Genomic DNA, 26,116 nt, shown 5'->3' on the forward strand with positions numbered 1-26,116 from the left:
TTCAACTTATTTCCGTTTGACTATTCACCACCTTTTTTTCGTCGTTTTGACGTTTTGACTCGGGTAATTGATCAGCTTGATTGATTCCCTTATCACATCCCCAAGTGATACTAGTTTTCCGTTCCCCAACGGGATACTTGAACCATGTCAGCCTACTCAATGAGTAGGCTTTTTTTTTGCCTGTCGTTTATGTCATTTCAGCCGCGGCTTCAATCACAAGCCCGCTTAAAATGCCACTTCAGATTAATGGGGGGCACTATAAGTGCCTTTAAGAGTATTTTGCTAAAGCATCATAAAAAGGGCTGGTTTAGTTTCTTTTGTTAAAGCGGAGCAATTCTTAAAGCAGAGCAATTATTAAAGCGGAGCAATGATTAAAGCGGAGCAATATTTATGTCCCGTTATATATTTTACCTAATGATTTTAAGGGTAAACCAGTCATCTGCTAATGACTCAAATTACTTCTACCTTAAATAGTGATCTATTAGATCTCAATTAACGTATTAATTTTGTTAATTTTTTATTAGAGATCTATTATGTGGTTCAGTTCAACAATTAGTCGGAAAACGCTGGCATTGCAGTTAGTTACTACGCATCAGTCAGCAGCTGTTGTGGTCGATGCTCAGCAAAATATTATTGCCGTTAATGATGCTTTTAACCAATTAAGCCAGCGCTTAAAACAAGCTGGTCATAATCAAACCTTTACCTTGTTGCTTCGTCGTTATGACAGTATTAGCAAAACTATTCGCTGTGATGAAAACCTAATATTTAATCAGCAAGTTATCCAACTTACTTATAAAAACTTAGCGTCTTGCTCACTTTATACGTTTGATGCTGTATCAACGCCGTTATTAAATGAAAGTGTGTGGCAAGCGTTATTAGCTTTCAGTGGCAAGGCCTATGTTGTATTTGATAACAATGAAAAGTTAGTAACAGCTAATTTTGAACCCATAAATACAGATTATATCTATTTAAATCAATCTGATAAGAATTTAAGTAAAACGTTACAAAACGGGCTTAACAATAAAGAGCAACTACTTTGTTTATCTGAACAAGACAAGGTCTATGTTCATGTGGTGCACCACAAAATTGATTCTGGTAATCAAAAGCTCACAGCCTATGTATTATCCCATCAAGAGCAAAACCAGCATATCAAGCAATTCGAAATGTTATCAAAGGTGGTAAGCAATACTAGCACTAGTGTATTAATCACTGATAAATATGGTTTAGTCGAATATGTAAACCCTGGTTTTGAAAAGCTTTCAGGCTTGACCCTTGCAGAGGTTAAGGGGAAAAAACCCGGTATTCTTTTACAAGGTGAACAAACCGACAAAGAAACGATTAAGCGCATATCTCAAAAGCTCAAAGCAAAACAAGCCTTCTATGAAGAGATATTAAATTTTGATAAAAATGGGGTGCCATATTGGATTGTATTGGCGGTAAATCCGATTTTTAATGACAAGGGTGAGCACACAGGTTTTGTTGGTGTGAGCTCTGATGTGCGTGAAATAAAGCGTATTGTGTTAGAACAGATTAATCAAAGAGATGCAATAAGTAGTCATTCGGCAGTGTTAGAGTTTAACCAAAGTGGTCAGTTTATTTCGGCTAATGACTATACTAAAAAGCAGTTAAATTTATACGACGATATACAAATACAAAATGTAGTGGGAAATTTAAAAGACCATTTAGATCATTCACGTACGCAGATGATCCTACGAGGTGAACCGACAGCAGTCATGATGAAACTGATTTATCAGGGCACTGAAGTTATTTTAGATTGTATTATTTCTTCCATTGCGGATTTGAATGGAAATATTTCTAAGTATATTGTTTTTGGCAGTAATGTTTCTTCTCGTAATAAGTTAGTGACCGAAACGCATCATGCTATGTCTACAGTGTTGAGTAAAATTCAAAATACGGTAACGACCATTAATGCGGTCGCCGATCAAACTAACCTATTAGCCCTCAATGCTGCCATCGAAGCAGCAAGAGCCGGTGAAGCTGGACGAGGATTTGCCGTGGTTGCGGACGAAGTTCGTAATCTTGCAAAAACGTCGAATGACGCCGCGGTTCAAATTGGCCTACTCATCAATGAAACTCAATCTCATGTTGATGAATTAGCTTCGTTTCTAAGTGAGTAAGTCGATCTTAACTTGCTCTAGCAGTCTATAAGTTGTTCAAACAGCGCACTTTAATGAGTGGGCTTGAAATGAGTTGGCTTATGCGGTTGTTGCATGAGCTGATTGCTCTAATGGCCAATAAAGAAGATAAGTGCACTGGCAGATTTCACTCATTGCCATTCATGGCGCACAGCATTTAGTCCAGCAGAAGTCATTCAAATTTGTTGCCGACGAATTTGTAATAGGGCCGATTGACCTATTCCCGATAGGGCCTGAGATTTATAGACACTTTTTATGTTATTCACTCTCCGGCACGCTGCATGCTTTCGAAATAAAGCTCAGCTGACCCATCCAAGGGTCGGATGGTCGGCTTGCAAATCACCATAATGAATCTTTCGAGTATGGACTTAATCGGCAAGTTTTAAAGAGTGAGTGACATAAGATTATTTCAAAAACACTAACTTGTTTTACCCCATGTCAGCTTATGTGTATGGCCAGCAGCCACTATGAACATGGCGCTTTGGTTATAGCAAAGCATGTATCGTGAAGTTTATCTATGTAGGTTCAGCATGATATTAACTCACCGACACGCAGCATTCTTTCGAAATAAAAAAGTCCTTGTAGCTCAGCCGACCCATCCATGCGTCGGATGGTCGGCTCGCAAATCACCATGATGAACCTTTCGAGTATTAACTTAATCGGCAAGTTTTAAAGAGTGAGTGGCATAAGATTATTTCAAAACACTAACTCACTTTTGCCCCATTCCTTGCTAGGGATGCCAATTCGCCGATTTCAACTTACTGAATAATTTTCAGTCTATTCGGGTAATAAAGGTTTGCTCGTCATCCACAAAAGCTACAAAGCCGCCGTGATAGATAAATACCCGACCACGCCCCTCAACTAAGCAGGCAAGCTGTGGGTAAAAATCTTCTTCGTTACCCTGTCTTTGATATGTGCCGATATCGGTGATTACGCCGCTGAGAGTAGGCAAATATCTATAAGTTCGCTTTGCTTGAGCAACCAGTTTCAATTCGCTGGCGGTAGAGAAGCAAGAGGGTATCGTACCGGCTTCTTCGATAAACATAGTTTTCAGTTCTTCAAAAGCTGTGATCACTAGCCAGTCGATGCCGTTAACATGATGGATAAACATTGAATTTCTCGGTAATTCTGATGCGGAGATTTTAACATTATCAGGGGCAGAACGTAGTAGAGATTTAGTAATTCGGTACAATTTACGGTCATTCACTAGGCCACTTTGAAACACGTCTTTGCCCCAAAGCTTGTTAGAGAACATCCAATTTAAACTTTGCTCGAACATAGTTATCGCTAGTTTATGAAAGCACCATTTTGATATAAATTTATCTACGATTAACATCATAAAATCTTTGCGACAGTATACTGTGTTTTCATACAGTTATAATTCCTTTGTGTTAAAACAACAGTGTTGTTTCTCGTTATGTAATTGCGAAAATTCTCGGTTTTACCTAAAGGATAATTCTATCTAATTGAATTAGCTGGTTTTTGTTAACATATCTGCTCTGCATAACGAGTTTGTATTATTCTCGATTATCTAAATTCTCGCTTTTGCCTAGACTAAAAGGTGATTGATTTGGGTTATTTAAGCTGATAAGTTACTAAAATTATTAATAATTAAAGCGATTTGGATGTTGTGTTTTGGTGAGCTTCTCAGGATGTTTATCGGAATTCTCGCTAATACGCTGTTATAAACCACAGGGAGAGTTCTTTTGAATATTAATGCTACGTTGCTCGGCGAGTTCATTGTTTTATTCGCCTTAATCATGGGCGCAGTCTGTTATTACCTTGGCCGTCGCAAAACACAGACTCCAGTTTTAGCCGGTTTGCTCGGTGTGGTACTTTCAATCATTCCACCGTTTGGCCTGGTTTATCTGGTGGTGCTAGTGCTTAAAAAAGATGTAGGTTCTACATCGGCGGCAGTAAGTGAATAAAGTGGTTTATAACAAGGCCAGTCACGGCGACGTCTTTTCCGCTGCGGCTTCGCCTTCACTACAAAGCCGCGCATGCTGGCGGCGTTAGTGTTACAAACCATGAGCACCGAAGAAGAATTTTTGGCACTTAAATATGCAGCAGGAATACTGCACACTAATGACATCCTTGAGTATGTTAACTCTCAATTGGATAAAGGCATTTGGTCGGATGTCTTTCTTGAAATATTAGATTGCGAGCCAAAAGTATGGTTAAGTATCTCAGTGCTTTTCGAAAAATACCTAAAAGAAAAAGGTGTTTTAATTCCAACATTAGAAGAAGCAGCAAGAGAACTAGTCGAACATCATGTGCTAATAATTGCCTCGGGCAAAGTAACACCCTCTGTGCATTTTCGAAAGTTACTCGATGAAATTGATAATTATGATTATTACAGTAAAACAAAAGACTATCTCGGAGATAGTCTATGCATAGAGCAAATGATTGGCTGGTACTACGCTGATTGCTGTACGGTTGATGAAATAAACCAAGGCATTATTGAAGCTTGCAAAGTTTGGGTTTCCAAGTATGCAAAAAAACACTAACAAGCGCATGTTGTCGGACTGGTTTTCCGCTGCGCTCCAAACCAGCCGCAAATGTGGGCGTTATGAGCTACCAAGGAATAAGCTCCATGGACCTAATTGAAAGAATTAAAAGTAAGGAAGGCGGCACACCGGCAAGCTTAGATTCTGTCGAGCTTGCAGAGAAGGAGCTGGGTTTTCCTCTGCCTCCCGAACTGAAAGATATTTATCTGAAAGTCGCCAATGGTGGCATCGGCCCTGGGTATAAAATACTGGGTGTTAAAGGTGGCCATACATCTGACGAAGGTGATTCTATTTCAGAACTGTACACCATCTTGGGTAGTTCTGACCCAGAAGACCCCGAGTGGCAATGGCCTAAGGGTTTGGTCCCTTTTTGCCATTGGGGCTGTGCCATTTATTCCTGCTTTGATTCAACTAAAGAAGGGGGGCCGGTAATTTGGTTCGATCCAAACATGAGGGAAATCGGAGAGCCTATGGAGCAACAATTTATCCAGCATAAAAATTCGTTAAATGAATGGCTGGAGGGCTGGTTAGCTGGAAATGATTTGTGGGCCGAAACATATGGCTCATAACAAAAAGTTCAACCTGACCTCCGCTGCGTCGTTTGATTTTGTGGCTTCACGCTTACGCTACCACAAAACCAAACAACCGGCAGGTTAACTTGGCGTTATACGTCATGGAGGATTCAATGAAGTTTGTATTTGCGTTTATTTTTGCTTTCTCCTCTATAGCAATTGCGACTGATTCAATGCCAAATGAAGGTAATCTTGTTTTCGCTCCCAAGATCAATGAAGTGTTAGAGTTAAAAATATGGCCTAAAAACAAAGCTAACCTTGATGGCTTTGCTACGGTGGAGTTTACCGTAAACAAATCAGGTAAAGTGGAAGGTGCAAAAATAGTTGATGCCTATCCCAAAGAGCTACAAGAAGAAACGCTAAAGGCTATTCAACTGTGGCTGTTTACACCTGCAACTATTGATGGGAATAACGTAAAAGTTGTTAATAGTGCAACGTTTTATTTTCAGCGTAAATGACGTATAATAGGGCGTTAGGAGACAAAGTGAGTTCAGGAGTGGCGCAAGCTAATAAATTCTACGAGGAAGTAGCGAATACGCAAATCGTCTGGTTTGGAACACTACCAAATGACACACTGTTAGAATTTGACTTGCCCAATGATTCTGTTTCATTTCCCGTATGGTCATCAAAATCTAGAATCCTTCGGTTAAAAAAACTGAACCCAGGTTTACTTTCTAGTGTCGAGCCACGAGGAGTTAAATGGACTGAATTTAAAGAATTATTCGTACCACTCATTAATCAAAAACATAGGGTTGTGGGGGTGAATTTAAGTGGTAAAAAACTGGTGGGTGCAGACATATCCGTTGAAACTCTAATCAGTCAAGTTGAGGCATTTTGGTAAATGTCTCCTAACAAGTTAAATCATCGGGAAATCCCTCGCAGGCCAAACAACGGCCAAAGCGCTCGGTCTTTCCGCTGTTTAAAGCGTTGAGGCTGTAGAATTTCTCCCCAAGAGCCGTTTTTAACGTCTATTTACAAATAAAGTTAATTGGTTGTTTTTTGAACTTGTGGCGTGTCGGTGTCTGTGATCTAATAGATATTATTCACCTACAGTAAATTGCCATGGCGAACTACAAACCTGACTTATCCTGCCAAAGTAAATTCATCCCCATCAATTTTTCAGAGCAAATTCTGCCTGGTACATTTGAATATGCCCTTTGTTATATTATCGAAAATAAACTCGATTTATCGGGGTTTGATGCTTGGTATCACAATGATAAAGCGGGTGCTGCAGCGTATTCACCGGCTGTGATGTTGAAGATTATTTTACTCGGGTATGCGCATGGTTTAATTAGCAGTCGACGCATTGCTAAGGCGTGTGAAAACAATATTTTGTTCATGAGCGTGTCGGGTGATGTACAGCCACATTACACATCGATAGCGGGTTTCGTGGCTAAAATGCACGAACAAATAGAACCCTTATTTACTCAAGTGCTGCTGATTTGTGATGAGGAAGGGCTAATTGGCCGCAATATGTTTGCCATCGATGGTTGTAAGTTAAAGTCAAATGCGAGCAAAGAATGGAGTGGTACATTCGATGAACTCGGCCGTAAAAAAACGAAATTAGCGCGGGCAAGCAAACGGATTATTGAACGTCATCAAGCGCAAGATGGCCTAAGTGAAGAGTTAGTCACACAAGACTTAAAACAAAAAGAAAAGTTGGATAAAAGTGCGGACAAAATAACGGCATTCCTCGCGACACACCAAGAAAAAATAGGCAGTCAAGGCAATCCTGTAAAAAGCAATATAACCGACCCTGACAGCGCAAAGATGACCACATCCAAAGGCACCATTCAAGGTTACAATGGTATTGCGATAAACGATGATAAACATCAAATTATTTTACAAGCACAAACGTGGGGTTCGGTCGGTGAACAACAAACGCTTCAGCCCGCGGTCACGCAATTAAAACAACAACTCGAAAAGCTCAATATCGATAACCCCTCAAACGAACACACCATAAAATTCACCGCAGACAGCGGGTTCAACAGCGAAGCTAATCTGGCATTTATGGCGCAAAGTGGCTTTGATACCTACATCGCAGATAACCAATTTAGAAAACGAAACCCGTTGTTTAAAGAAAGTGAAACTTACGAAACCGAGCAAGAAAAGCGCAGATTAAAACGACGTAACGGCAAGCCAAGATTGTTTACCTGTGATGACTTTCATTATAATGAAGCAACACAAACCTGCCGATGTCCCGCAGGCAATGAGATGTGGCGAAGCGGCATCAATGTCAAAAGCTATAACCAAGAATACACCCGATTCTGTGGTTATTTAAAAGATTGCAAAATCTGTCCGCTGCAACAGCAATGCATGCGAAAACCGCCGATAAAAACGGGGCGGCAAGTGCAGTTTAAAAATGATGCCTCACGGAAAAAGCTGAGTTACACCGACAAGATGAAAGTGAAAATAGATAGCCCGATGGGGCGGCGGCAATATAGCAAACGACTGGGTTGCATTGAGCCTGTGTTTGGCAATATTACGGTCAACAAAGGGATGAATAAATTGACCTTACGCGGCCAAGTCAAAGTTAATGCCCAGTGGCAACTGTATTGCCTTGTTCACAACATAGAAAAGCTGCAACACGTGATGCACTAAGAAGGGTAAGCCCTTTTCACCTCAAAAACTCACCAAACCTGCCTTATACTCCCTCTAAAAATAACAATACATCAGCATGTTAAATAGTAATCTAAACACCACTAAATAATTGAATCAAAATAGAAACTCAGATATTGTTTGTTCATTAATCAAAATGAATTTAAAAACGAGTAATTCTACAGGCTCGTTATCGAATATTCGATTCCCATACTTTTCCTAACACTAGTCGTCATTTTTAGAGTTTGGTTCTAGCTCATTTTTGTCCAAAAACGAGTTAACTCTTGTTCTGATTTAGCTTTTACTACAATCACAAATAAAGCTAAATCGAAGAGATAATAATGCGGGTGCAGATGAGTCAGCGAGTATCCAAAACAAGGATGTTTTGGTTAAGCCCACATGGAGGTGCTTGCGGCGTCTCGCTGGATTATCTGCACTTGTAGTCAACCTTTGACGCCAATGAAAATTTAACTGAGTTTTAAAATTTAGTCTGGTTAGGGCAAACTTTTATAAAAACAAATCTTCCAACCCTGCTTTTGTTCAGTTCCGAGTTAGCTCTTGTGTTACCACAGCCATCAATGAAGCTAAATCGAAGAGATAATAATGCGGGTGCAGATGAGCCAGCGAGTATCCAAAACAGGACGTTTTGGTTAAGCCCACATGGACGTGCTGCGGCGTCTCGCTGGATCATTTGTACATGGAGTTACATTTAAACCAATTTTGTCCAAAAACGAGTTAACTCTTGTTCTGATTTAACTTTTACTACAATCACAAATGAAGCTAAATCGAAGAGATATAAATTCGGGTGCAGATGAGCCAGCGAGTATCCAAAACATGGATGTTTTGGTTAAGCCCACATGGATGTGCTTGTGGCGTCTCGCTGGATTATCTGCACATAAGCCTGCGGCAGGCAATAAGTACCCATGAAGTATTGGACTAGTTACGCTCACCAGAGTGATTGCAGCTTATGAATTTAGTCTGATCAGGGCAAACTTTTATAAAAACAAACCTTCCACCCCAATTTCTGTTCAGAAACGCGTTAACTCCTGCTCTACAGTCAGCAATTAACCACTTTGATTAATCTGATATGAAAAGTCTGTTTTCAGGCTTTATCAGGTGTTTTTGTATCTAAAGTAAGATTTTATGACATGCTACAGGATATAATCTCCCTCCTTTGAGCATTCGGGGTCAGTTATCGGATCGGCTCAAAATAATAAAAACATTAATTAACCCTACACCCAAGGTAACGAGTTCTATGCTAGAAAAACTATTTAAACTAAAACAAAACAATACCTCGTTAAAGCAAGAAGTGGTTGCGGGTTTAACGACCTTTTTAACCATGGCTTATATTATTTTTGTTAACCCAATGATGCTTGCAGATGCAGGAATGGATCATGGCGCGGTATTCGTCGCAACCTGTTTAGCTGCTGCAATTGGTTGTTTAATCATGGGGTTGTTAGCAAATTACCCAATCGCGTTAGCACCGGGGATGGGGCTAAATGCCTTCTTCACTTACACTGTGGTCGGTGAGATGGGTTATAGTTGGGAAACCGCACTAGGCGCTGTGTTTATGTCGGGTGTCTGTTTCTTGGTGTTGTCTCTAGTCAAAATTCGTGAGTGGATTGTTAACAGTATTCCAATGTCGTTACGGTTTGGTATTGCCGCGGGTATCGGGTTATTTTTAGCCTTAATCGGCTTAAAAAGTGCCGGTATTGTGGTGGCAAGCCCTGCTACCTTAGTGACTATGGGCGATATCACGTCGTTTCCGGCTGTGATGGCATCACTTGGGTTCTTTCTGATCATTGCTATGGTGCACCGTGGCTGGAAAGCGGCGGTTATTCTCAGCATTATGATAGTGACTGTATTAGGGTTGCTATTTGGTGATGTGCAATACAATGGCTTAGTGTCAGTACCTCCTTCTATTATGCCGACATTCATGAAAATGGATATTTCCAGCGTCTTAGAAATTAGCATGATTTCAGTGATTTTTGCCTTCTTGTTTGTCGATTTATTCGATACCTCAGGCACCTTGGTTGCTGTGGCTCAACGGGGTGGTTTCTTAGATGATAAAGGCCGTTTACCACGAGTTAAACGCGCCTTAACGGCAGACAGTGTTGCCACCATTACCGGTGCCATGTTAGGTACATCTACTACCACCAGTTATATTGAAAGTACTGCGGGTGTGAGTGCAGGTGGTCGTACAGGCTTAACCGCTGTGGTCGTCGGCATTTTATTTTTAGCGGCATTATTTATTTCGCCATTAGCGGGTATGGTGCCAGCCTACGCTACATCGGGTGCGCTATTTTATGTCGCTATTTTGATGATGTCTGGTCTTGTGAATGTTGATTGGGATGACCTGACTGAAGCGGCTCCGGTAGTGGTAACCTGTTTATTAATGCCGCTGACGTTCTCTATTGCGAATGCTATCGGTTTTGGGTTTATCTCTTATTTAGTGATAAAACTATTAACAGGTCGATTTAAAGACTTAAATGCCGGTGTGATATTTATAGCCATTTTATTTCTGGTGAAGTTTATTTACGGTTAATTTCAGTAGATTCGCGCTGTTTAATTAAGGGTTATGCAATGCATAGCCCTTTTTTATTGCTTATCTCGAATTAAATTCATTTAAGCCGATTCAAATGCAGCTTTATCTAGGAATTTTGTAGCGAATTGGGTATAAAAATAGCTCGTACTATTTATCAATCAAATTTGAGAGAAGCTTAAATGGGTTATCGCCGCGTGGTAGTGAAGTTAGGCACCAGTGTACTGACTTCTGGCAGCAAAAAATTAGATAAAGCACATATGGTTGAGTTGGCCAGACAAATGGCTTATTTAATGAAATCGGGTGTTGAAGTGGTGTTATGCACTTCAGGCGCTATTGCTGCGGGACGTGAACATCTGCAATACCCCATTTTGCCCGATACCATGGCGCATAAACAACTGCTTGCCGCGGTAGGGCAAAGCCAGTTAATTCTCGCCTGGTCACAACTGTTTAGTTTGTACGGTTTACACGTGGGGCAATTGCTGCTGACACGGGCCGATCTGCAAGACCGCGAACGCTATTTGAATGCCCGCGATACCTTAAATGCGTTACTCGATAACAATATTATTCCGATCATTAATGAAAATGATGCCGTAGCAACCAATGAGATTAAGGTCGGCGACAATGATAATTTATCGGCGCGCGCCGCATTACTTTGTGATGCTGATTTATTGATTTTGCTGACCGATCAAAAAGGTCTGTTTGATGCCGACCCACGTACTAACCCCGATGCACAGTTAATCAAACAGGTGGTCAATATTGACGACAGTTTACGTTTGTTAGCGGGCGGTTCGGTTTCCGGTTTAGGCACGGGCGGTATGGCAACAAAACTTGAAGCTGCTGATATTGCCAGACGTGCGGGAATTGAGGTGGTTATCGCTTCTGGCCATCATCCTGATGTGATCAATAAAGTGGCATTGCGAGAGTCTGTAGGGACACATTTTAGTGCCATAGATACGCCACTTGAAAGCCGTAAACAATGGATTTTGGCCGGCCCGGCTAGTCAGGGGAAACTGTATATTGATCAGGGCGCTGCTACTGCTGTTATCGAAAGTGGTCGCAGCTTATTGTCTAAAGGCATTGCTCGTATTGAAGGTGATTTTGAGCGTGGCGCAACCGTGTTAATTGTTAATGCTCAGGCAAAAGTACTGGGTAAAGGGATCAGTCGATATTGCGCCGCCGATTTACGTAAAATTTGCGGTAAGCATTCAAACGAGATCGAAGCTATTTTAGGTTATGACTATGGTGATGCCGCGGTTCATCGCAATGATATGGTGGTATTAGAAAACAAGGAAACAGTACATGTCAGCTAATCAAGCGTCAGTAAAACAAGATCAAGTTAATGAGTATCTGATTAATTTAGGTCAGCAAGCTAAAGCCGCCAGTTTTATCCTGGCCACTTTATCGGCTAAACAAAAAAATCACCTTTTACAAACCATTAGCCAAAGCTTAGCTGAGCATGCAGAGGTTATTTTAGCCGCCAATGCTAAAGATGTTATCGCCGCTAAAGCTAATGGTTTAACTGATGCGATGATCGATCGCTTAATGCTTGATGAAGGTCGCTTAGCGGGCATTATTGGCGATATTGATAATGTGATTGCGTTAGCCGACCCAATAGGAAAAGAAGCTGCAAGTCAGTTGCTTGATAATGGATTGCGACTGACTCAGCGCAGTGTACCTTTAGGTGTGGTGGGAGTCATTTATGAAGCCCGTCCTAATGTGACTGTCGATATTGCTGTGCTTGCTTTAAAAACCGGTAATGCGGTTATTTTACGTGGTGGTAAAGAAACCATTGAATCAAATAAAGTATTGAGTGAAGTGATCCGCGGTGCATTAACTAGCTTGAACTTGCCTGAAGGCGCGGTTCAGCTAATTGATTCGCCAGAGCGGGCCATTGTTAGCGGCCTACTGCGCCTAGATAAATATGTCGATATGATCATTCCTCGCGGTGGTCATACTTTACAGCGTTTATGCGCTGAGCAGTCAAGTATTCCAGTTATTCTTGGCGGTATTGGTATTTGTCATTTATTGGTAGATAAAAGTGCTGATTTAAGTCGTGCTATAGATGTTATCGCCAACGCGAAAGTGCAACGGCCAACCGTGTGTAACGCCCTTGATACCTTATTAGTTGACCAAGCGATCGCCAGTGATTTTGTGCCTAAAATAGCAGCCCATTTACACAGTCTTGGGGTGAGGTTTTACGCTTGCGATCAAGCTCAAGGCTATTTAGAGGGGTTAGGTTTTGATGTCAGCGCCGCTGATGATGAGTCGTTTTCAACTGAGTGGTTATCATTAACCTTGGGCATTAAAGTGGTTGATAATATTGATGGGGCCATTAGCCATATTCGTCAATATTCAAGTGGCCATTCTGAAGCCATTTTAACCGACGATATTCATGCTGCCAGTTACTTTATGAATCAAGTCGATTCAGCGGCTGTGTATGTTAACGCCAGTACTCGTTTTACCGATGGATCTCAATTTGGTTTAGGCGCCGAAGTGGCGGTCAGTACCCAAAAATTACATGCCCGTGGGCCTATGGCATTAGATGCGTTAACTACGTATAAGTGGCTAGCATGGGGTGATTATACCAGTCGTAAATAACTCACTTTAGCTCGATGTAAAGTATAGATGAAAAAAAGCTTACTCAATTGAGTAAGCTTTTTTATAAAGCAGTTGTTCTGTTCTAGAATGCGTAGCTTACAGACGCAAGGAAAGTGTCTTTAGTTTTGAATATACCATCATCAACAGCATAATCGCCGTCTAGATCTGTCATTAAATAAGCCAGTGACAGTCCAAACCCTGCCACTTCAGTCGATACGCCGACAGAGTAATCAGAGTAGCTATCAAAACCTTCGCCATCATCTAAAGCATCACCAAAGTTATAACCGTAATGAGCATCTAAGCTCCAGTTTTCAGTGAATTCCCAGCCGTAGTTTAGCTCCATGTAATGTAAGTCTAAATCACTGCCACCGTAATCATTGGTATACCAATAAGCTGCTCTAAAACCGCTAAAATCTAAACCTACAGTGGCTTCTAAATAGTCGAGTTCACTATCACCAGGGTAGTTGTAACGGTAAAGTGTGACGTCCCAGCTAGTATTGTCATCAATTTCACCGTAGTAACCGGCATAGATATCTAACTCGATATCTGGGCCATTATAACCTTCTTCATCAAAGTCGACGTTACTTGCCCATGCGCCTACGAAGAAGCCGTTTTCAGCACTCCAATCTACGCCTGCTTGCAGGGCTGGGTCGCCAGCAGTTTGTGACACTCCACGGAAGCGATAGTCATTTGTAAGTGACACTTCACCTGAAAATTCAGCCATTACAGAACCTGAAAGCACGGAAGCAGAAAGGGTAAGGCCGGCCAATAGCGCTAGTCTGGTTTTTGTGAATGTTTTAGACACGATATCTTCTCCATTTATAGTTATATACTCAGTTTTGTAGGGCAAAACTGGTGGTGCCAACTTTACCAAAAACACATGTTTTGGTTTTATACTCCGTGGCAGGTGTTACAGGTAAATCATCACCTTAGTCTGGTATTTTTATGACCGTAGTCGGGTATTATTTGTGAATCATTTTAACATTTTTTGCAAGATATATTTTACAGGGTTAGCTATGCTAACCCTGAATCGGTGCTTATTGTGCTTCAAAGATGACATACACTTTTTTACACTGGCCAATCACCTCCCAAGTCCCAATGAAACCTGCTGGAATAACAAACTTATCGCCGACAGTAACCGTCAATTTGGCGCCATTAGCATCAGTAATTACGCTAGTGCCTTCAAGAATGTCACAGTATTCATGTTCGGTATATTGCACATTCCAACATCCAGCTTCGCTTTGCCATATGCCAACATTGAATTGCGAACAAGGACTGGCATAATGGTTTTGCACGCTCTGTAATGGGTTGCCTTGCAGTCTTTTTTCATCAGCAAGATGATATTTATCTATTCCTGCCGAAGAGGTCGCAAAGCTTTGTATATCGTTAATCAATTTAGTCATTTAAACTCACCAATTCTTAGTTCATCGTTGGCATAATAAAGGCCGAACCTTCACTAACCACAGCGGCTTTTGGCCATCTTGCGGTAATGGCTTTACGTTTAGTGTAAAAACGAACTCCATCAGGTCCATGCATATGCAGAGGGCCAAACAGTGAACGCTTCCAGCCACCAAAACTATGAAATGCCATTGGCACAGGAATCGGCACGTTAACCCCAACCATACCGACTTCAACATGGTGGCAGAAGTGTCTTGCCACTTCACCATTTTGAGTAAAGATGGCGGTGCCATTACCAAACTCGTGTTTGTTAATCAGATTAAGCGCCTGCGCATAATCTTTTACGCGAACAATCGCTAAAACAGGGCCAAAAATTTCTTGTTGATATATGGTCATCTCTGGGGTGACGTTATCGAACAAGCACGCACCTAAAAAGTAACCCTGTTGCTGATCTTTTACCGATAAACTTCTGCCATCGGCAATCAGTGTTGCCCCTTCAGCAACGCCTTGTTCAACATAGTCGCGTACTTTTTGTAGGTGCTGAGCTGAAATTAATGGCCCCATATCCATTTCAGGCGTTAAACCGTTACCAATTTTTAGCTTTTCAATTTGAGGGAGCAGGGCTTCAACTAATTTATCGCCGCTATTGCCAACCGCTAACACGACTGAAATGGCCATGCAGCGTTCCCCCGCACTGCCATAAGCGGCCCCCATAAGGGCTTTAACCGCTTGGTCTAAATCAGCATCTGGCATTAATAGCATATGGTTTTTAGCGCCGCCAAGGGCCTGTACGCGTTTACCGTGCGCCGATGCTGTGCTGTAAATATATTCGGCGATTGGGGTCGAGCCGACAAAACTTATCGCTTGAACATCTGGATGAGTCAGTAGGGTATCAACGGCTTCTTTATCGCCATTTACTACGTTAAACACTCCATCAGGCAAGCCTGCTTCGGTAAGTAATTCAGCCATACGCAGCACGGAGCTTGGATCTTTCTCAGATGGTTTCATGATGAAAGTATTACCGCAAGCAATGGCAATAGGAAACATCCACATCGGTACCATCACGGGAAAGTTAAACGGCGCAATACCGGCAACCACACCTAAAGACTGGTTAACTGTCCAAGCATCAACGCCGCCACCCACTTGTTGAGTATGTTCGCCTTTGAGTAAATGCGGAATACCACAGGCAAATTCGACGACTTCTAATCCGCGGACTAATTCGCCTTTAGCATCATCTAACACTTTGCCATGTTCACGGGTAATTAACTCGGCCAGCTCGTCAATGTTTTGCTCCATTAACGCTTTGAATTTGAACAATACCCGGGCGCGATTGAGCGGGGTAACCTGTGACCAAGTTTGATACGCCTGTTTTGCTATTTGAATGGCATCGCTGACTTCTTGCTCACACGCTAATGATACATGACCACGTAATTCACCATTGGCAGGTTCAAAAATCGGCTGTTGGCGTTTGCTTGCTTGTGTGTGCTTGCCATTGACATAATGAGATAGAGTGAGCATAAAAAACCTTTTACATTAATAGATTAAAGTGAATATTGAATTTAAATAAGTTACTGAATTAGCATTTTTTTGATAGAGCATGGATTGCTAGTGTTAAATTTAACTAACCAACCGCATGTATCGCATCAGTCAGGCTGTTTACCATGTCATCAATTTGAGATTTTTCGACAATTAACGGAGGTGATAAGGCTAAGATATCGCCCGTCGCCCTGATTAACGTGCCTTGTCTAAAACAGCGATCAAAAATTTCATAACCGCGCTTCCCTATGCCTTTCTCACTGGGGGAAAACTGGATCCCAGCGACGAGCCCAATATTGCGTATGTCGATAATATTAGGCAGGCCTTTTAAGCTGTGTACTGCATCTTCAAAATACTGGCTTAAGTCTTTAGCGCGCTGAAAAAGATTTTCTTGTTGGTAAATATCTAGTGTTGCTAAAGCGGATGCCGCCGCAACAGGATGGCCTGAATAGGTATAACCATGGAAAAATTCGATCATATTATCAGGACCTTGCATGCAAGTGTCATGAAGGGTGTTACTGACAATGACAGCACCCATTGGAATAGCGCCGTTATTAATCGCTTTAGCAGTAGTAATGATGTCGGGTGTGACCTGCCAAAATTGACTGGCAAAAGCAGCCCCTAGTCGGCCAAATCCGGTGATTACTTCATCAAAAATTAATAGAATGCCGTGCTTTTGAGTAATTTCTCGTAGACGTTTTAAATAACCCTCTGGCGGTAAAATAACCCCAGCCGATCCAGACATGGGCTCAACAATCACTGCGGCAATATTTTCTGCACCGTGTAAGGTGACAAGCTGCTCTAAAACTTCCGCTTTTTCGATACCATGTTTAGGCAGACCTCGAGAAAACGCATTATTGTGGATGTCTAAGGTATGGGGCAGGTGATCTACACCTTGCAATAACTGACCACTAAAGGTTTTACGATTATTGCCAATACCACCAACAGAAATACCGCCAAAACCGACACCGTGATAACCGAGTTCTCGGCCGATAAAGCGAGTGCGTGAAGGCTGGCCATTTGCGCGGTGATAACACAAAGCCATTTTTAAAGCGGTATCTACTGACTCAGAACCTGAATTAGTAAAAAAGACTTTATCTAGCCCAACAGGACTTAACTCTGCAATTTTGTTCGCCAGTTCAAATGCCAAAGGATGACTTACCTGAAATGAGGGGGCGTAATCCATTTGAGTTATTTGTTTGCTGACCGCTTCGGATATTTTTTTGCGCCCGTGACCGGCGTTGCAACACCATAACCCCGCAGTACCATCGAGTATGGCTTGACCATGATCGTCGGTGTAATACATTCCTTCAGCATGAGTCAATATTCTTGGATTGGCTTTAAACTGCTTATTGGCAGTAAAAGGCATCCAGTAGTTGGCCATTTCTGGTGTTGATGTTTGAGCATTCGTTGATTGAGGCGACGTTTGTTGCATTACTAAATCCTTGTGCTTGAGCACTCCATATGACTCATTAGGAGGCCTTTGTATATGATCAATAAATCTACAGGTGGTCAATATTTGCTACGTTATATCAAATATAACGAACACGGAAGCATTTTTAGTAAAAAATTAAAGTAAATTGGACATTTTTGTAAAATATATTGAAATCTTTTGCGGTTAAGCATAATTTGAAGCATCGATTACAGCGTGTAATTAAAGTTAGGTTGTTTGGCAATTTTTTTATGTCATTTAGCTACACATGCATATATAGAATGACGAGGTAACAATGAGCTCTCCAACAAATCGTAGCGAATGGGAACAACTCGCAAAAAGTATCACTATTAATGGCAATGCCATGATTAATGGTGAATACCAAGCAGCACATTCAGGTGAAACATTTGATTGTATTAGCCCAATTGATGGTCGATTATTAGTTAAAGTGGCTAGTTGTGATTACATTGACGCCAATAAAGCGGTTGCCAATGGCAAAGCTGTTTTTGAAGCGGGTACATGGTCACAATTAGCGCCAGTAAAACGTAAAGCCATTATGATCCGTTTTGCCGACTTATTAGAGCAAAATGCAGATGAGTTAGCGCTGTTAGAAACCTTAGATATGGGTAAGCCAATTCAGTTTGCTAAATCGGTTGATGTTGCGGGCGCTGCCCGTGCGATCCGCTGGTGTGGTGAAGCCATAGACAAAATTTATGATGAAATTGCCCCCACAGCCCATAATGAAATAGGCATGATTACCCGTGAGCCCGTTGGCGTTGTTGCTGCTATTGTGCCTTGGAATTTCCCAATGATCATGGCGTGCTGGAAATTAGGCCCTGCGTTAGCAACGGGCAACAGTGTCATATTAAAGCCCTCAGAAAAATCTCCGTTAACAGCAATAAGAATGGCACAACTAGCGTTAGATGCAGGTATTCCTAAAGGCGTGTTAAACGTGTTGCCAGGCTTAGGGCACACTGTTGGTACAGCATTAGCTTTACATATGGATGTTGATACTTTGGTGTTCACAGGTTCAACTAAAATTGCTAAACAACTGATGATTTACGCAGGGCAATCAAACATGAAACGCGTTTGGTTAGAGGCGGGTGGCAAAAGTCCTAACATAGTATTTAATGATGCGCCGGATTTAAAAGCCGCAGCACAAGCTGCTGCATCGGCCATTGCCTTTAACCAAGGTGAAGTATGTACCGCGGGATCGCGTTTATTGGTTGAGTCAGGTATTAAAGATGAACTGATAAAATTGATCGCCGAAGAGTTAAAATCTTGGCAGCCTGGTCATCCGTTAGATCCTGAAACCGTTACTGGCGCCATGGTTGATGAACAGCAAATGAACAATGTGTTGGATTACATTAAAGCGGGTGAAGATGAAGGTGCCACCTTAGTGCAAGGTGGTAAGCAGGTTATGGCAGAAACGGGCGGCGTGTATCTGCAGCCGACTATTTTTTCTGGTGTAAATAATAAAATGACGATTGCCAGTGAAGAGATTTTTGGGCCTGTGCTGTCAGTGATTGAGTTTGACGGCATGGAACAAGCGATTGAAATTGCCAATGACACCATTTATGGTTTAGCCGCGGGTGTATGGACATCGAATCTTTCTAAAGCGCATAAAACCGCCAAAGCATTACGTAGCGGTATGGTGTGGATTAACCATTATGATGGTGGTGATATGACTGCGCCATTTGGCGGTTATAAACAGTCGGGTAATGGCCGCGATAAGTCATTACACGCATTTGATAAATATACTGAAATCAAAGCAACTTGGATTGTTTTATAATCAACGTGATAAGTCCTGAGCAAACTTAGTTGCGACAAAGCCCTATGATAATCAGTCATAGGGCTTTTTTATTAAGTGAAATTCATCAAAAAGTATCGTAAGAATATCTTAAAAGTATATTAGGATGGCATTGAACAACACACAGGAAGTGACGCTAATGCTTAAACAACGTTTTTATCTTTTAGCTACTATAACCATGGCTACATTTTTAGGATTCATTATTTGGGTCATATACTTAGCTAACACTGGTGGCAGCAGTATTTTCTTCGACATCGTCAAACATATTCCCTATGGCGATAAAGTTGGTCATTGTTTACTATTTGGGGTATTAACCTATCTAGCCAATCTCACCTTACAATTTAAGACCATTCGATTAGGTTCGTTATCGCTTTATCTTGGCAGCTGCTTAGTCGCATTATTCGTGCTGGTGGAGGAAATAAGTCAGGGTTTTATTCCCCGTCGGACATTAGACATAGCCGATTTAGCGGCTGATGGCGTAGGCATAATGGTATTTAGCTACTTTACCTGGTTAACGCATAAATATGTGCAATCTTTGTATCAAGGAGAAAATAATGAGTAATTCAACTGTTTCAACAGCCTGGTTAGTTGAGCATCTAGATGATAAGAACGTTATTTTGCTTGATGCCAGTATGGCGGTGGTATTAGGTAAAGAGCCGTTAATATATGACAGGTTAACGTGCATACCGAACGCGATTAATATGGGGCTAGAGCAAGACTTCTTTAATCACGACTCACAGATGTCCCATGCTATGCCAACCGCAGAACAATTCACCCACGCAGCACGTAAGTTAGGCATTAATCAGGACAGTACCGTGGTGATTTATGATAACCAAGGCATTTATTCTTCGCCGCGGGCCTGGTGGACTTTTAAGGTGATGGGGTTTGATAAGGTATTTGTGCTTGATGGTGGCTTACCACAATGGATGGCTGAAAACCTACCGACAGCCAATCAGTACTTAACCGCCAGCTTAGTCGGTAATGTAAAAGCTCAGCAACACACTGAGTTGGTGTGTGACTCTGCTAGCTTGCTGGCTATTGTTAGTGAGTACCCAGTGGCTCAAAGTGGCTCGCTGGTGTTTGATGCCAGGGCAGCATCTCGTTTCGATGGCACAGCGCCAGAGCCTAGGGCGGGTGTTAGAAGTGGCCATATACCTTATTCGGTCAATCTGCCTTTTGCGCAGGTGCTTGATGGAATAAAATTAAAGCCTTCGACAGAGCTGCAAATGATTTTTAATCAGCTTGATGAAAATCACGCCCAGCAGCGTATTTTTAGCTGCGGTTCAGGTATTACAGCTTGTATTTTGATACTTGCATCTACGGTGGCAGGTCATCAACAGTCGATATTGTATGACGGCTCGTGGGCTGAATGGGGGGCAAGTGACCATTTACCCGTAGCGTAATACACAAGCATTTTATATAAAGCTCGTAAAAACAATGTCATAAAGAAGTGAAGGCTATGTCTGATGTATTGATCGTGGTGGGTGTTACTTTACTAGCAGGGTTGGCTATGCCACTTGGTGCGGTTATCGCTCAGATGGAGCACATCAAGTCTGATTGGTTGCAACAGGAGTTTCGCCACGGCGTGATGGCCTTTGGTGGCGGTGCACTGTTATCTGCAGTTGGTTTGGTGTTAGTGCCTGAAAGTGTTGAGGTATTATCACTCCCATTGGCAGTTCTGTTTTTTGGGCTAGGCGCTTTAGCGTTCATGTTGTTAGATATTTTACTGGTTAAAATCAATACCCCAGCCAGTCAATTAAGTGCCATGCTGGCGGATTTTATTCCTGAATCTATTGCTTTAGGCGCTGCATTGGCTACCGGCAGTAAAACGGCCTTTTTATTAGCAGCATTAATTGGATTACAAAATTTACCAGAAGGGTTTAATGCTTATCGAGAGTTAAACCAACATAATCGTTTTAAGCCTAGGTTATTGATAGGCATTTTTGCACTAATTGCTTTGTTTGGGCCTATTGCAGGCATTATTGGTTATGTTTGGTTAGCGGACCAACCTGAGGTTATTGGAGTAATAATGATATTTGCCTCAGGCGGTATTCTTTATTCGGTATTTCAAGATATTGCTCCCCAAGTAAAGTTAGAGCAACATTGGTTTCCACCCTGCGGAGCAGTACTTGGTTTTGGGCTGGGTATGGTCGGTTATATCATGACGCAATAGCCGTCTATGCTAGGTTATGGGCTGTTGATTAGGATAAATCAACAGCCCTAATTCATATTAGAAAATATCTTTAAAGCGATGATATAGCATACCTGCAGCTAACATAGGTGAGCGAAAATGCGGCCCGCCTGGGAATGTCATGTGTTTTATCTTATCAAAAATATCAAACCGTTCGGCTTGCTCCGTGATTGCTTCGGCGATGAGTTTTGCTGCCATATGAGTGGCGTTAACGCCATGTCCTGAATAAGCTTGGGCATAGAAAATACTTTTAGCATCAGGCAAACGCCCTATTTGCGGCATTCTGTTAGCACCAATACCTATCATACCGCCCCATTGGTAATCAATTTTAACCCCTTTAAGTTGCGGGAATACATGTTCTAAATTGGGCCGCAGTGCTGCTTCAATATTGCTGGGATCTTTTCCTGAGTAAGTGCATAAACCGCCAAACAATAATCGATTATCAGCGGATAAATGAAAGTAGTCTAAGGCTACGCGCATATCTGCAAATGCCATATTCTTTGGAATAATCGCTTGGCATTGCGCTGCAGTTAATGGCTCTGTTGCCAGTAAGTAACTGCCTGCGGGAAGTACCTTTCCGCCGACATAATCATTCAGTTTATGACCAATGTACGCATTACCGGCCAGCACTAAAAACTGGCAATTAACTTCACCTTTAGCGGTTTTAACCACTGGTTTATCGCCTTTGTATATATGTTCTGCTGGGCTGTACTCAAAAATCTTTACCCCTAACTCACGGGCAACTCTTGCTTCACCCAGCACTAAGTTCAGCGGGTGTAAGTGGCCGCTGCCCATGTCGACTAACGCACCTTGATAGAAATCAGATTGGATAACGTCACTGATGTGTGCTTTATCAAGTAATTGAATATCATGTTGATAGCCCGCTTGTTTTAAGTCGGTAAACTCTTGCTCTAACTCATGCATGTGCCGAGGTTTTACGGCTAAGTCACAATAACCCATTTGTAAGTCACATTGGATGTTGTGCTGTTGTACGCGTTGCTTAACAATTTCAACTGCTTCAAAGCCCATTTGCGTGATGGCGTTGACGCCCTCAGTGCCGATGACATTGTTAAATTGGCTGGCATCATGGCCAATACCGCGAATTAACTCTCCGCCGTTGCGCCCTGACGCTCCCCAACCGATGCGTTTCGCTTCTAAAACCGCCACGCTAAAGCCTTTTTGAGCCAGTTCTATCGCGGTATTTATACCCGTAAACCCCCCACCAACAATACAAACATCGACAGTGATAGATTCTGTTAGTTGTGGATGGTCGAATAGTTCTTTCGCACTGTGGAAGTAAAAAGAATCTGGGTATTTATCGCTATGGATCGGTGAGGGCTGTGACATAGCGTCTCCAATATAAAGGCTAATGATTAATGAGTTGTAGGGTCTATCTATCGGTAATTTTTAATCGACAGATTGTGCATTTTATTTAACACTGAATTAAGCTAGAATACAATTCCTTTCACGTTAGTAAATACAATGATAAATTGCTGTGACATATTCGATGTCATCTAGTGTCATTCGAAACGGCTATTATTTTTCAGGAGTCAGAAATTGGATATAGGGGCAAGCTTAAAAGCTGTTCGGAAAATGCGCGGTCTTTCCCAGCGCGAGTTAGCTAAGCGTGCAGGCGTGACCAATAGTACTATTTCAATGATTGAAAAAAACAGTGTTAGTCCTTCTATTAGTTCCTTAAAGAAAGTTCTCGCTGGGATCCCTATGTCATTGGTTGAGTTCTTTTCTATTGAGGAGGGCACTGTCGGTGAGCAAAAAGTCGTTTATCGCTCTGAAGAGTTACTCGATATTGGTACCGGTGATTTAGTTTATAAGCTTATTGGTAGAGACTTTCCAAATCGTGCAATGTCACTGATGTATGAAACTTATCCACCCAAAACAAGTACAGGTGATGAGATGCTACAACATCGTGGTGAAGAAGGGGCTTATATTCTAGAAGGTAAAATTGAACTTACCGTTGCCGATGAGACCTTTGTTCTGCATAAAGGCGATAGCTATTACTTTAATAGTGAACTGCCACATAAGTTCGCGAATCCCTTTGAAGAGCCATGCCGCTTGGTCAGTGCAACCACACCGGGTGATTTTTAGTATTTTCTGACTGATTGCAAAGTAGTGCGCATTACTTTGCAAACCTTTTAAGTCTGTTTTTGGGCTATAAATACGCTGCAATCTAATCCTACAATGTAAATAATATTAAGCATAATATTGTTCTCTATATGAAACTTTGTTTTTAAAAAGCATCCAATTCCATATTGAAATTGATTGTACCAAGATATTTTTGTTCTGGTTTACAACTGTTTATTCCTGTTTTTACTGCGCTTGCTTGACTAGTTGATGCTGGAACTATAAAAATTTATCCAGTTGTATTATTGCTATTGCCTAGTGTTAAAATTAAGTGTAGTGTGTGAAAAAACGAACACAAATTATTAGTTAATTAAATAGATTATATATTGTGGAAATATCACAATTTTGAGTGTTTAATGATCAATACTTTCCAAGTGTTTGAAAGAAATGCTGCATATTTGCAGTTCAACAGTGTAGGTGTGATATGTCTTTGTCAAAAGTCCCAATGATTGGGGTAGTGGCATGTAATCAACAAATAGGATTACACCCATTTAATATTGTGGGTGAAAAATACCTACTCAGTGTCGTTAACGGTGCGAAAGGCTTTCCTTTAGTTATCCCCTCTTTGGGGGTAGCCGTACCCACCGCAGAATTACTTTCTCGCCTAGATGGTATTTTATTTACCGGTTCACCATCTAATGTGGAGCCACATCATTTTCAAGGCCCTGCTAGTGCAGAAGGCACTCACCATGATCCTAAGCGCGATGCGACTACATTACCCCTAATTAAAGCAGCCATAGATGCGGGCGTGCCTGTGTTCGGAATTTGTCGTGGTTTTCAAGAGATGAATGTGGTTTATGGTGGCAGCTTGCACCAAAAACTGCATGAAGTTGGCCAATTTATTGAACACAGAGAAGATAAAACGGCTCCGGTAGATGTGCAGTATGGCTTGTCACATGCTATTGATATAGTGCCTGGTGGTTTACTCCATCAAGCGTGGGGCAGTGAACAGGCTGAAGTGAATTCAGTGCATACTCAAGGCGTCGACAGATTAGGCTCGGGATTAACACCAGAGGCGCATTCGCCAGACGGGTTAGTTGAAGCATTTTCTGTAAAAGGTGCTAAGGCTTTTGCGTTAGGTGTGCAATGGCACCCAGAATGGAAAGTGCAAGATAATCAGTTTTATTCATCAATTTTTGATGCATTCGGCAATGCGTGCCGTTTGCATGCAGCTAAACGAGAGAAATAACCAATGGATAAGTTAATTACGTTCCTAAAAGATAGAAAAATTACCGAAGTTGAATGTGTTATCAGTGACATGACAGGTATCGCTCGAGGCAAAATTGCCCCAGTAGATAAGTTTATTGATGAGAAAGGCATGCGTTTACCTGAAAGCGTATTGCTGCAAACGGTGACGGGTGATTTTATCGATGACGGTATTTTCTATTCATTACTTGATAAAGCCGATATCGATTTTGTGTGTGTGCCGGATGAGAATGCAGTATTCATGCTACCTTGGACTGTAGAAGCTACCGCGCAAGTGATTCACGATTGTTATGATCGTATGGGTAATCCAATTGAATTATCACCACGTAATGTGCTTAAAAAAGTACTTAAACTTTATGAAGATAAAGGTTGGGAACCCGTTATTGCACCAGAAATGGAGTTTTATTTAACTCAACGTAGTGATGACCATGACTTACCGCTTAAGCCTCCTATTGGTCGCTCTGGCCGTCCAGAAGCTGGTCGTCAATCATTTTCAATCGACGCCGCAAATGAATTCGATCCACTGTTTGAAGATATGTACGATTGGTGTGAGCTTCAAGGTTTAGATATTGATACCCTAATCCATGAAGATGGTCCTGCGCAGATGGAGATTAACTTCAGCCATGGCAATCCATTATCGTTAGCGGATCAAGTATTTATATTTAAACGCACACTTAAAGAAGCGGCATTAAAGCATAATGTGTGTGCTACTTTTATGGCTATGCCGGTTACTGATGAGCCAGGCAGTGCGATGCACATCCACCAAAGTGTGATTGATAAAAAAACCGGTAAAAACATTTTTACTAAAGAAGATGGTACTCAAAGCCAGTTGTTTTTAAATTATATTGCCGGCTTACAAACCTATATTCCTGAGTTATTGCCATTAATGGCGCCAAGTGTTAACTCTTTCCGTCGTTTTCTACCGGGCACCTCAGCACCAGTAAACTTAGAATGGGGCGTAGAGAACCGCACATGTGGTCTACGTATCCCTGAATCATCGCCAGAGAATCGTCGTATTGAAAACCGTATTCCAGGTGCTGATGCAAACTGTTACTTAACCATTGCAGCGAGTTTATTAGCTGGTTTCATTGGTATGGAAAAAGGCTTACGTCCTTCAAACCCTGTGACAGGTCGTTCGAATGAAAGTCGCACCAGTAACGAATACTGTTTACCGCTGACCCTAGAAGAAGCCTTGATTGCAATGCAAGAAAGTGAAGCGTGTATTGAGTATTTAGGTCAGTCTTTCACCACAGGTTTTGTGGCGGTTAAGCAAGCTGAACTTGAAAACTTCCGTCGCGTAGTCAGTTCTTGGGAGCGTGAGTTCCTGCTACTGACCGTTTAGTTTTAACGGTTAAGTGAGTATCTAATTAAGTTGCGAATTTAGTCTGTTCGCAACTTAGTTTGATCAGTTGCTAGGTACTCTTA

Annotated in this window: 23 protein-coding genes; 17 read left to right on the plus strand and 6 right to left on the minus strand. The window is 41.7% G+C overall.

Translation table 11 applies throughout. The features are described from left to right. Window positions 1–533: 533 nt before the first annotated feature. The gene (locus ACRWP9_RS06890; protein WP_434928500.1) at window positions 534–2,138 is read left to right on the plus strand and encodes a methyl-accepting chemotaxis protein; all 1,605 of its coding nucleotides are present in this window, start codon (window positions 534–536) and stop codon (window positions 2,136–2,138) included. A 790-nt stretch (window positions 2,139–2,928) separates the two neighbouring features. Here ACRWP9_RS06890 and ACRWP9_RS06895 read toward each other — a convergent pair. Then, window positions 2,929–3,267, minus strand: a complete 339-nt coding sequence (locus ACRWP9_RS06895; RefSeq protein ID WP_434928952.1) for a cytosolic protein — start codon at window positions 3,265–3,267, stop codon at window positions 2,929–2,931. Window positions 3,268–3,862: 595 nt separating this feature from the next. Between ACRWP9_RS06895 and ACRWP9_RS06900 the strand changes: the two genes are divergently transcribed. The 9 genes from ACRWP9_RS06900 to ACRWP9_RS06940 all read left to right on the plus strand — a co-directional run bounded on the left by ACRWP9_RS06900 (window position 3,863) and on the right by ACRWP9_RS06940 (window position 12,976). Then, window positions 3,863–4,084, plus strand: a complete 222-nt coding sequence (locus tag ACRWP9_RS06900) for a hypothetical protein (RefSeq protein WP_434928501.1) — start codon at window positions 3,863–3,865, stop codon at window positions 4,082–4,084. A 99-nt stretch (window positions 4,085–4,183) separates the two neighbouring features. After that, window positions 4,184–4,663 carry a hypothetical protein gene (locus tag ACRWP9_RS06905; protein ID WP_434928502.1) on the plus strand — a complete coding sequence of 160 codons (480 nt, stop codon included), beginning with the start codon at window positions 4,184–4,186 and terminating at the stop codon, window positions 4,661–4,663. A gap of 86 nt (window positions 4,664–4,749) precedes the next feature. Continuing rightward, the gene (locus tag ACRWP9_RS06910) at window positions 4,750–5,232 is read left to right on the plus strand and encodes an SMI1/KNR4 family protein (RefSeq protein ID WP_434928503.1); all 483 of its coding nucleotides are present in this window, start codon (window positions 4,750–4,752) and stop codon (window positions 5,230–5,232) included. A gap of 116 nt (window positions 5,233–5,348) precedes the next feature. Further along, window positions 5,349–5,693 (plus strand): energy transducer TonB, encoded by a 345-nt coding sequence (locus ACRWP9_RS06915; RefSeq protein ID WP_182723794.1) that lies wholly within the window; start codon window positions 5,349–5,351, stop codon window positions 5,691–5,693. A 26-nt stretch (window positions 5,694–5,719) separates the two neighbouring features. Next, window positions 5,720–6,076 (plus strand): DUF2750 domain-containing protein, encoded by a 357-nt coding sequence (locus tag ACRWP9_RS06920; RefSeq protein WP_273698289.1) that lies wholly within the window; start codon window positions 5,720–5,722, stop codon window positions 6,074–6,076. 221 nt (window positions 6,077–6,297) lie between these two features. Beyond that, window positions 6,298–7,836, plus strand: a complete 1,539-nt coding sequence (locus ACRWP9_RS06925) for a transposase (RefSeq protein ID WP_434927065.1) — start codon at window positions 6,298–6,300, stop codon at window positions 7,834–7,836. A 1,252-nt stretch (window positions 7,837–9,088) separates the two neighbouring features. Next, the gene (locus ACRWP9_RS06930; RefSeq protein WP_434928504.1) at window positions 9,089–10,378 is read left to right on the plus strand and encodes an NCS2 family permease; all 1,290 of its coding nucleotides are present in this window, start codon (window positions 9,089–9,091) and stop codon (window positions 10,376–10,378) included. Window positions 10,379–10,557: 179 nt separating this feature from the next. Continuing rightward, on the plus strand, window positions 10,558–11,688 hold the full coding sequence (gene proB / locus ACRWP9_RS06935; protein WP_434928505.1) for a glutamate 5-kinase: 1,131 nt from the start codon (window positions 10,558–10,560) through the stop codon (window positions 11,686–11,688). Further along, window positions 11,678–12,976, plus strand: coding sequence for a glutamate-5-semialdehyde dehydrogenase (locus ACRWP9_RS06940; protein WP_434928506.1), 1,299 nt, complete (start codon window positions 11,678–11,680; stop codon window positions 12,974–12,976). The genes proB and ACRWP9_RS06940 overlap by 11 nt, the downstream gene beginning before the upstream one ends. Before the next feature lie 82 nt (window positions 12,977–13,058). Here ACRWP9_RS06940 and ACRWP9_RS06945 read toward each other — a convergent pair whose 3' ends face one another. From ACRWP9_RS06945 to ACRWP9_RS06960, 4 genes are all read right to left on the minus strand, one after another. Then, the gene (locus tag ACRWP9_RS06945) at window positions 13,059–13,781 is read right to left on the minus strand and encodes a TorF family putative porin (RefSeq protein ID WP_434928507.1); all 723 of its coding nucleotides are present in this window, start codon (window positions 13,779–13,781) and stop codon (window positions 13,059–13,061) included. Between the two features lie 232 nt (window positions 13,782–14,013). Next, on the minus strand, window positions 14,014–14,379 hold the full coding sequence (locus tag ACRWP9_RS06950) for a cupin domain-containing protein (protein WP_434928508.1): 366 nt from the start codon (window positions 14,377–14,379) through the stop codon (window positions 14,014–14,016). A 16-nt stretch (window positions 14,380–14,395) separates the two neighbouring features. After that, window positions 14,396–15,892: a CoA-acylating methylmalonate-semialdehyde dehydrogenase gene (locus ACRWP9_RS06955; protein ID WP_434928509.1), complete on the minus strand. Its 1,497-nt coding sequence runs from the start codon at window positions 15,890–15,892 to the stop codon at window positions 14,396–14,398. Window positions 15,893–15,995: 103 nt separating this feature from the next. Continuing rightward, window positions 15,996–17,345 carry an aspartate aminotransferase family protein gene (locus ACRWP9_RS06960; RefSeq protein ID WP_434928510.1) on the minus strand — a complete coding sequence of 450 codons (1,350 nt, stop codon included), beginning with the start codon at window positions 17,343–17,345 and terminating at the stop codon, window positions 15,996–15,998. A 292-nt stretch (window positions 17,346–17,637) separates the two neighbouring features. On the opposite strand from ACRWP9_RS06960, the gene ACRWP9_RS06965 reads away from it, so the two are divergent. The 4 genes from ACRWP9_RS06965 (at window position 17,638) to ACRWP9_RS06980 (ending at window position 21,325) form a co-directional block, all read left to right on the plus strand. Then, a complete protein-coding gene (locus ACRWP9_RS06965; RefSeq protein ID WP_434928511.1) occupies window positions 17,638–19,134 on the plus strand; it encodes an aldehyde dehydrogenase in 1,497 nt (498 codons plus the stop codon). Between the two features lie 130 nt (window positions 19,135–19,264). Then, window positions 19,265–19,714, plus strand: a complete 450-nt coding sequence (locus ACRWP9_RS06970; protein WP_434928512.1) for a VanZ family protein — start codon at window positions 19,265–19,267, stop codon at window positions 19,712–19,714. Then, the gene (locus ACRWP9_RS06975) at window positions 19,707–20,555 is read left to right on the plus strand and encodes a sulfurtransferase (protein ID WP_434928513.1); all 849 of its coding nucleotides are present in this window, start codon (window positions 19,707–19,709) and stop codon (window positions 20,553–20,555) included. Before ACRWP9_RS06970 ends, ACRWP9_RS06975 begins: the two co-directional genes overlap by 8 nt. 56 nt (window positions 20,556–20,611) lie before the next feature. Further along, window positions 20,612–21,325 (plus strand): ZIP family metal transporter, encoded by a 714-nt coding sequence (locus ACRWP9_RS06980; RefSeq protein ID WP_434928514.1) that lies wholly within the window; start codon window positions 20,612–20,614, stop codon window positions 21,323–21,325. A 57-nt stretch (window positions 21,326–21,382) separates the two neighbouring features. Here ACRWP9_RS06980 and ACRWP9_RS06985 read toward each other — a convergent pair whose 3' ends face one another. Continuing rightward, complete coding sequence (locus ACRWP9_RS06985; protein ID WP_434928515.1) at window positions 21,383–22,690, minus strand: NAD(P)/FAD-dependent oxidoreductase; 1,308 nt, start codon at window positions 22,688–22,690, stop codon at window positions 21,383–21,385. Between the two features lie 210 nt (window positions 22,691–22,900). Between ACRWP9_RS06985 and ACRWP9_RS06990 the strand changes: the two genes are divergently transcribed. The 3 genes from ACRWP9_RS06990 to ACRWP9_RS07000 all read left to right on the plus strand — a co-directional run bounded on the left by ACRWP9_RS06990 (window position 22,901) and on the right by ACRWP9_RS07000 (window position 26,033). Then, complete coding sequence (locus tag ACRWP9_RS06990) at window positions 22,901–23,449, plus strand: cupin domain-containing protein (protein ID WP_434928516.1); 549 nt, start codon at window positions 22,901–22,903, stop codon at window positions 23,447–23,449. Between the two features lie 460 nt (window positions 23,450–23,909). Next, window positions 23,910–24,674 carry a gamma-glutamyl-gamma-aminobutyrate hydrolase family protein gene (locus ACRWP9_RS06995; RefSeq protein WP_434928517.1) on the plus strand — a complete coding sequence of 255 codons (765 nt, stop codon included), beginning with the start codon at window positions 23,910–23,912 and terminating at the stop codon, window positions 24,672–24,674. Window positions 24,675–24,677: 3 nt separating this feature from the next. Beyond that, window positions 24,678–26,033, plus strand: a complete 1,356-nt coding sequence (locus tag ACRWP9_RS07000) for a glutamine synthetase family protein (protein ID WP_226410773.1) — start codon at window positions 24,678–24,680, stop codon at window positions 26,031–26,033. Window positions 26,034–26,116 lie beyond the last annotated feature (83 nt).

The sequence above is a fragment of the Shewanella sp. HL-SH2 genome, from assembly GCF_051164935.1.
Classification (GTDB): Bacteria; Pseudomonadota; Gammaproteobacteria; order Enterobacterales; family Shewanellaceae; genus Shewanella; species Shewanella glacialimarina.

Excerpts from the sequence above, each read along its gene's own strand:
- ACRWP9_RS06960 (WP_434928510.1), bottom strand. The coding sequence starts at position 17,345 with ATGCAACAAACGTCGCCTCAATCAACGAATGCTCAAACATCAACACCA.
- ACRWP9_RS06995 (WP_434928517.1), top strand. The coding sequence starts at position 23,910 with ATGTCTTTGTCAAAAGTCCCAATGATTGGGGTAGTGGCATGTAATCAA.
- ACRWP9_RS06930 (WP_434928504.1), top strand. The coding sequence starts at position 9,089 with ATGCTAGAAAAACTATTTAAACTAAAACAAAACAATACCTCGTTAAAG.
- ACRWP9_RS06980 (WP_434928514.1), top strand. The coding sequence starts at position 20,612 with ATGTCTGATGTATTGATCGTGGTGGGTGTTACTTTACTAGCAGGGTTG.
- ACRWP9_RS06925 (WP_434927065.1), top strand. The coding sequence starts at position 6,298 with ATGGCGAACTACAAACCTGACTTATCCTGCCAAAGTAAATTCATCCCC.
- ACRWP9_RS06890 (WP_434928500.1), top strand. The coding sequence starts at position 534 with ATGTGGTTCAGTTCAACAATTAGTCGGAAAACGCTGGCATTGCAGTTA.
- ACRWP9_RS07000 (WP_226410773.1), top strand. The coding sequence starts at position 24,678 with ATGGATAAGTTAATTACGTTCCTAAAAGATAGAAAAATTACCGAAGTT.
- ACRWP9_RS06940 (WP_434928506.1), top strand. The coding sequence starts at position 11,678 with ATGTCAGCTAATCAAGCGTCAGTAAAACAAGATCAAGTTAATGAGTAT.
- ACRWP9_RS06915 (WP_182723794.1), top strand. The coding sequence starts at position 5,349 with ATGAAGTTTGTATTTGCGTTTATTTTTGCTTTCTCCTCTATAGCAATT.
- ACRWP9_RS06950 (WP_434928508.1), bottom strand. The coding sequence starts at position 14,379 with ATGACTAAATTGATTAACGATATACAAAGCTTTGCGACCTCTTCGGCA.
- ACRWP9_RS06955 (WP_434928509.1), bottom strand. The coding sequence starts at position 15,892 with ATGCTCACTCTATCTCATTATGTCAATGGCAAGCACACACAAGCAAGC.
- proB (WP_434928505.1), top strand. The coding sequence starts at position 10,558 with ATGGGTTATCGCCGCGTGGTAGTGAAGTTAGGCACCAGTGTACTGACT.
- ACRWP9_RS06985 (WP_434928515.1), bottom strand. The coding sequence starts at position 22,690 with ATGTCACAGCCCTCACCGATCCATAGCGATAAATACCCAGATTCTTTT.
- ACRWP9_RS06910 (WP_434928503.1), top strand. The coding sequence starts at position 4,750 with ATGGACCTAATTGAAAGAATTAAAAGTAAGGAAGGCGGCACACCGGCA.
- ACRWP9_RS06895 (WP_434928952.1), bottom strand. The coding sequence starts at position 3,267 with ATGTTTATCCATCATGTTAACGGCATCGACTGGCTAGTGATCACAGCT.
- ACRWP9_RS06905 (WP_434928502.1), top strand. The coding sequence starts at position 4,184 with ATGAGCACCGAAGAAGAATTTTTGGCACTTAAATATGCAGCAGGAATA.
- ACRWP9_RS06975 (WP_434928513.1), top strand. The coding sequence starts at position 19,707 with ATGAGTAATTCAACTGTTTCAACAGCCTGGTTAGTTGAGCATCTAGAT.
- ACRWP9_RS06965 (WP_434928511.1), top strand. The coding sequence starts at position 17,638 with ATGAGCTCTCCAACAAATCGTAGCGAATGGGAACAACTCGCAAAAAGT.